1 protein-coding gene and 1 pseudogene are annotated in these 445 nt (G+C 70.6%); one reads left to right on the top strand and one right to left on the bottom strand.

Annotation, left to right across the window (positions count from 1 at the left end; all coding sequences use genetic code 11):
* The coding region (locus EOA32_RS37810; protein WP_128374347.1) for an SDR family oxidoreductase at positions 1-288 on the top strand (288 nt) is incomplete at its 5' end.
* Here the strand turns inward: EOA32_RS37810 and EOA32_RS39485 are convergent.
* Positions 239-445, bottom strand: a pseudogene (locus EOA32_RS39485) (substrate-binding domain-containing protein); the annotation flags it as partial. The gene EOA32_RS37810 and the pseudogene EOA32_RS39485 overlap by 50 nt on opposite strands.

The following is a 445-nucleotide window of genomic DNA, read 5'->3' on the forward strand; positions in this document are numbered from 1 at the left end:
GTGGTCGCGGCCGTCAACGCCGGGCTCGAAGGGCTGGTGCGGGCCTTGGCCATCGAGCTGGCGCCGATCCGAGTCAATGCCGTCTCGCCCGGCTGGGTCGACACGCCGATCTGGCAATTCGTTGCCGGCGATGCGAAGGACGAGACGCTTGCCGCGATGGCGAAGCGCCTGCTGGCGGGACGGGTCGGACGGCCGGAAGACATTGCGGACGCGATCCGCTTCCTGATGGGCAACGGCTTTACGACGGGAACGACGCTGCATGTCGAGGGCGGGCAGCGGCTGGTCTGACGAGCGCGAAGTTTTCGCCCATCGCCGCGAGCAAGAGCTTCAGCGCCGGCGGCTGGACGCGCCGGCGCCGCCAGATCATGACCAGCTCCGCCGAGCGGATCGGGCCCGGCCATGCGATCTCGGCCACCTCGCCGCGATCGAGCGCGGCAGCGACCGC

The organism is Mesorhizobium sp. M1A.F.Ca.ET.072.01.1.1, from assembly GCF_004023325.1.
Lineage (GTDB): Bacteria > Pseudomonadota > Alphaproteobacteria > Rhizobiales > Rhizobiaceae > Mesorhizobium.